Source organism: Stenotrophomonas sp. Iso1 (assembly GCF_027497995.1).
Classification (GTDB): domain Bacteria; phylum Pseudomonadota; class Gammaproteobacteria; order Xanthomonadales; family Xanthomonadaceae; genus Stenotrophomonas.
On sequence record NZ_JAODBT010000007.1, the window covers coordinates 1 to 5,599 of the forward strand.

2 tRNA genes and 3 rRNA genes are annotated in these 5,599 nt (G+C 53.2%); all 5 read right to left on the reverse strand.

Going from position 1 to position 5,599, the window contains the following annotated elements:
* Nucleotides 1–49: 49 nt before the first annotated feature.
* Nucleotides 50–164 (reverse strand): 5S ribosomal RNA (rrf, locus tag PAN08_RS17950).
* 122 nt (nucleotides 165–286) lie between these two features.
* A 23S ribosomal RNA gene (locus PAN08_RS17955) occupies nucleotides 287–3,167 on the reverse strand.
* Nucleotides 3,168–3,391: 224 nt separating this feature from the next.
* Nucleotides 3,392–3,468: transfer RNA gene (locus tag PAN08_RS17960), tRNA-Ile, on the reverse strand.
* Between the two features lie 48 nt (nucleotides 3,469–3,516).
* Nucleotides 3,517–3,592, reverse strand: a tRNA-Ala gene (locus tag PAN08_RS17965).
* Between the two features lie 96 nt (nucleotides 3,593–3,688).
* A 16S ribosomal RNA gene (locus PAN08_RS17970) occupies nucleotides 3,689–5,235 on the reverse strand.
* The 16S, 23S and 5S rRNA genes sit together here with 2 tRNA genes alongside, the layout of an rRNA operon.
* Nucleotides 5,236–5,599 lie beyond the last annotated feature (364 nt).

The following is a 5,599-nucleotide window of genomic DNA, read 5'->3' on the forward strand; positions in this document are numbered from 1 at the left end:
CATAAAAAGTAAAACCCCGCTGCGTTGGCAGCGGGGTTTTGGGTAAAGCCCCTGACGATGACCTACTCTCGCATGGCTTAGGCCACACTACCATCGGCGCAGCTACGTTTCACTTCCGAGTTCGGGATGGGATCGGGTGGTTCCATAGCGCTAATTTCATCAGGGAGACGGTTGGAGCGTCGCCATCCAAGAAACGGATTTAGGCGCCTGCCTCTCATAGATCTTGTGACGTAGCGTGCTCTTGGACTCTATCGACATGTCGTCGGCCAAGGCAACTTGAGGTTATATGGTCAAGCCTCTCGGATCATTAGTATCAGTTAGCTCAATGCATTGCTGCACTTACACACCTGACCTATCAACCACGTAGTCTACATGGTTCCTTTAGGGGGCTTGTGCCCCGGGAAGTCTCATCTTGAGGCGCGCTTCCCGCTTAGATGCTTTCAGCGGTTATCGCTTCCGAACATAGCTACCCGGCAATGCCACTGGCGTGACAACCGGAACACCAGAGGTTCGTCCACTCCGGTCCTCTCGTACTAGGAGCAGCCCCTCTCAAACTTCCAACGCCCATGGCAGATAGGGACCGAACTGTCTCACGACGTTCTGAACCCAGCTCGCGTACCACTTTAAATGGCGAACAGCCATACCCTTGGGACCGACTACAGCCCCAGGATGTGATGAGCCGACATCGAGGTGCCAAACACCGCCGTCGATATGAACTCTTGGGCGGTATCAGCCTGTTATCCCCGGAGTACCTTTTATCCGTTGAGCGATGGCCCTTCCATACAGAACCACCGGATCACTAAGTCCTAGTTTCCTACCTGCTTGATCCGTCGATCTTGCAGTCAAGCACGCTTATGCCTTTGCACACAGTGCGCGATGTCCGACCGCGCTGAGCGTACCTTCGAGCTCCTCCGTTACTCTTTAGGAGGAGACCGCCCCAGTCAAACTACCCACCATACACGGTCCCCGATCCAGATAATGGACCTAGGTTAGAACGTCAAGCACGACAGGGTGGTATTTCAAGGTTGGCTCCACTGCAGCTAGCGCCACAGTTTCATAGCCTCCCACCTATCCTACACAGACGAACTCAACGTTCAGTGTAAAGCTATAGTAAAGGTTCACGGGGTCTTTCCGTCTTGCCACGGGAACGCTGCATCTTCACAGCGATTTCAATTTCACTGAGTCTCGGGTGGAGACAGCGCCGCTGTCGTTACGCCATTCGTGCAGGTCGGAACTTACCCGACAAGGAATTTCGCTACCTTAGGACCGTTATAGTTACGGCCGCCGTTTACTGGGGCTTCGATCAAGAGCTTCGCCTTGCGGCTGACCCCATCAATTAACCTTCCAGCACCGGGCAGGCGTCACACCCTATACGTCCACTTTCGTGTTTGCAGAGTGCTGTGTTTTTGATAAACAGTCGCAGCGGCCTGGTTACTGCGACCCTCTTCAGCTATAGCTCGCATGAGCCACCAAAAAGGGTGCACCTTCTCCCGAAGTTACGGTGCCATGTTGCCTAGTTCCTTCACCCGAGTTCTCTCAAGCGCCTGAGAATTCTCATCCTACCCACCTGTGTCGGTTTACGGTACGGTCTGCGTAAGCTGAAGCTTAGGAGCTTTTCCTGGAAGCGTGGTATCAGTGACTTTGTCATAAAGACTCGTCTCGGTGCTCGGTCTTAAAGGATCCCGGATTTGCCAAAGATCCAAACCTACCGCCTTTCCCCAGGACAACCAACGCCTGGTACACCTAACCTTCTCCGTCCCTCCATCGCACTTACGCGAGGTGCAGGAATATTAACCTGCTTCCCATCGACTACGCATTTCTGCCTCGCCTTAGGGGCCGACTCACCCTGCGCCGATTAACGTTGCGCAAGGAAACCTTGGGCTTTCGGCGTGCGGGTTTTTCACCCGCATTATCGTTACTCATGTCAGCATTCGCACTTCCGATACCTCCAGCAGACTTCTCAATCCACCTTCAACGGCTTACGGAACGCTCCTCTACCGCGTACATATAAATATGCACACCCCAAGCTTCGGTTCACTGCTTAGCCCCGTTAAATCTTCCCCGCAGACCGACTCGACCAGTGAGCTATTACGCTTTCTTTAAAGGGTGGCTGCTTCTAAGCCAACCTCCTGGCTGTCTGTGCCTTTCCACATGGTTTTCCACTTAGCAGTGAATTTGGGACCTTAGCTGTGGGTCTGGGTTGTTTCCCTTTTCACGACGGACGTTAGCACCCGCCGTGTGTCTCCCATACAGTCCGTCTCGGTATTCGGAGTTTGCAATGGTTTGGTAAGTCGCGATGACCCCCTAGCCATAACAGTGCTCTACCCCCGAGAGGATACATATGAGGCGCTACCTAAATAGCTTTCGAGGAGAACCAGCTATCTCCGGGTTCGATTAGCTTTTCACTCCTAATCACAGCTCATCCCCGTCTTTTGCAACAGACGTGGGTTCGGGCCTCCAGTACCTGTTACGGCACCTTCACCCTGGCCATGACTAGATCACCCGGTTTCGGGTCTACTGCCCGCGACTATGCGCCCTTATCAGACTCGGTTTCCCTTCGCCTCCCCTATACGGTTAAGCTTGCCACGAACAGTAAGTCGCTGACCCATTATACAAAAGGTACGCAGTCACCCCTTGCGAGGCTCCTACTGCTTGTACGCACACGGTTTCAGGATCTATTTCACTCCCCTCTCCGGGGTTCTTTTCGCCTTTCCCTCACGGTACTGGTTCACTATCGGTCGGTCAGTAGTATTTAGCCTTGGAGGATGGTCCCCCCATATTCAGACAGGGTTTCACGTGCCCCGCCCTACTCGTCTTCACTGGAATGGCCCTTTTAAATACAGGGCTATCACCTTCTATGGCCAGTCTTTCCAGACTGTTTTTCTAGAACCATACCAGCTTAAGGGCTGTTCCCCGTTCGCTCGTCGCTACTCAGGGAATCTCGGTTGATTTCTTTTCCTCTGGTTACTTAGATATTTCAGTTCACCAGGTTCGCTTCCAGCAGCTATGTATTCACTGCAGGATACCGCCGGAGCGGTGGGTTTCCCCATTCGGACATTACCGGATCAAAGCTTGTTGCCAGCTCCCCGATACTTTTCGCAGGCTGCCACGTCCTTCATCGCCTCTGACCGCCAAGGCATCCACCGTGTGCGCTTATTCGCTTGACCATATAACCGCAAGTTGCCTTGGGTTATATATGTGACCTGGGGGTACAAAGCCCAGATACGAACTATAACGACTCAATTAATAAAGAGACTTATGTCTCTCGCCTTAGCCACGACACGTTTTAGATAGAATCTCAAACGCTCGCTACGTCACAAGTTTTAAAAGAACAGATACCGGCCACAATGCCGATGTCTATAAATTCTTAGTATGCGCCTAACATTCAGAGTGGTGGGTCTGGGTAGACTCGAACTACCGACCTCACCCTTATCAGGGGTGCGCTCTAACCACCTGAGCTACAGACCCAATGTCCGTTTAGCTCTTGGCCGAACACACCGATAAACGTGTGTCGTGTGGTGGAGCCTGTCGGGATCGAACCGACGACCCCCTGCTTGCAAAGCAGGTGCTCTCCCAGCTGAGCTAAGGCCCCGTAATTGGGACTTTTCTACCTCGGCCTGGCCGATGTAGAACTCTGAATGCAGGTTTCTTGTGAGGACGCCTGACAGGCGCGATGCTGTCTTGCTCAAAAGGAGGTGATCCAGCCGCACCTTCCGATACGGCTACCTTGTTACGACTTCACCCCAGTCATCGGCCACACCGTGGCAAGCGCCCTCCCGAAGGTTAAGCTACCTGCTTCTGGTGCAACAAACTCCCATGGTGTGACGGGCGGTGTGTACAAGGCCCGGGAACGTATTCACCGCAGCAATGCTGATCTGCGATTACTAGCGATTCCGACTTCATGGAGTCGAGTTGCAGACTCCAATCCGGACTGAGATAGGGTTTCTGGGATTGGCTTACCGTCGCCGGCTTGCAGCCCTCTGTCCCTACCATTGTAGTACGTGTGTAGCCCTGGCCGTAAGGGCCATGATGACTTGACGTCATCCCCACCTTCCTCCGGTTTGTCACCGGCGGTCTCCTTAGAGTTCCCACCATTACGTGCTGGCAACTAAGGACAAGGGTTGCGCTCGTTGCGGGACTTAACCCAACATCTCACGACACGAGCTGACGACAGCCATGCAGCACCTGTGTTCGAGTTCCCGAAGGCACCAATCCATCTCTGGAAAGTTCTCGACATGTCAAGGCCAGGTAAGGTTCTTCGCGTTGCATCGAATTAAACCACATACTCCACCGCTTGTGCGGGCCCCCGTCAATTCCTTTGAGTTTCAGTCTTGCGACCGTACTCCCCAGGCGGCGAACTTAACGCGTTAGCTTCGATACTGCGTGCCAAATTGCACCCAACATCCAGTTCGCATCGTTTAGGGCGTGGACTACCAGGGTATCTAATCCTGTTTGCTCCCCACGCTTTCGTGCCTCAGTGTCAGTGTTGGCCCAGACAGTCGCCTTCGCCACGGATGTTCCTCCTGATCTCTACGCATTTCACTGCTACACCAGGAATTCCACTATCCTCTGCCACACTCTAGTTGCCCAGTTTCCATCGCAATTCCCAGGTTGAGCCCAGGGCTTTCACGACAGACTTAAACAACCACCTACGCACGCTTTACGCCCAGTAATTCCGAGTAACGCTTGCACCCTTCGTATTACCGCGGCTGCTGGCACGAAGTTAGCCGGTGCTTATTCTTTGGGTACCGTCAGAACAACCAGGTATTAACTGGCTGCTTTTCTTTCCCAACAAAAGGGCTTTACAACCCGAAGGCCTTCTTCACCCACGCGGTATGGCTGGATCAGGCTTGCGCCCATTGTCCAATATTCCCCACTGCTGCCTCCCGTAGGAGTCTGGACCGTGTCTCAGTTCCAGTGTGGCTGATCATCCTCTCAGACCAGCTACCGATCGTCGCCTTGGTGGGCTCTTACCCCGCCAACTAGCTAATCGGACATCGGCTCATTTATCCGCGCCAGGCCCGAAGGTCCCCGGCTTTCACCCGTAGGTCGTATGCGGTATTAGCGTAAGTTTCCCTACGTTATCCCCCACGAAAAAGTAGATTCCGATGTATTCCTCACCCGTCCGCCACTCGCCACCCATAAGAGCAAGCTCTTACTGTGCTGCCGTTCGACTTGCATGTGTTAGGCCTACCGCCAGCGTTCACTCTGAGCCAGGATCAAACTCTTCACTTAAAATCATGTGTCCGAAGACAAATTACTTTAGCTGCAGAAGTCCAACCACTGGCAACGTTTCGCTTGCATTAAAACAATTGAATCATTGCTTGATTAAACGTCTGCAAGATGGACAGTCATCCACTCCTGCAGGCGTCTTCACAAGATACCTGCGCATACTTTCAAAGAACTTCGAATCAGGCCTCAGCGCCTTCTTCGTAGGCTGCGACGTTTCCGTCGTAGCGAGCCGCCCATTATAGCCGGCTTTTCCGCTTCGTCAACACCTCATTTCGAGGCGGTTGACGCTGCTGCTTCTGCGGCAAACCCGAAGGTCTTTCGTCGAAGCGAGCCGCCTATTATGTCAGGCTTTTCGTTTCCGTCAACA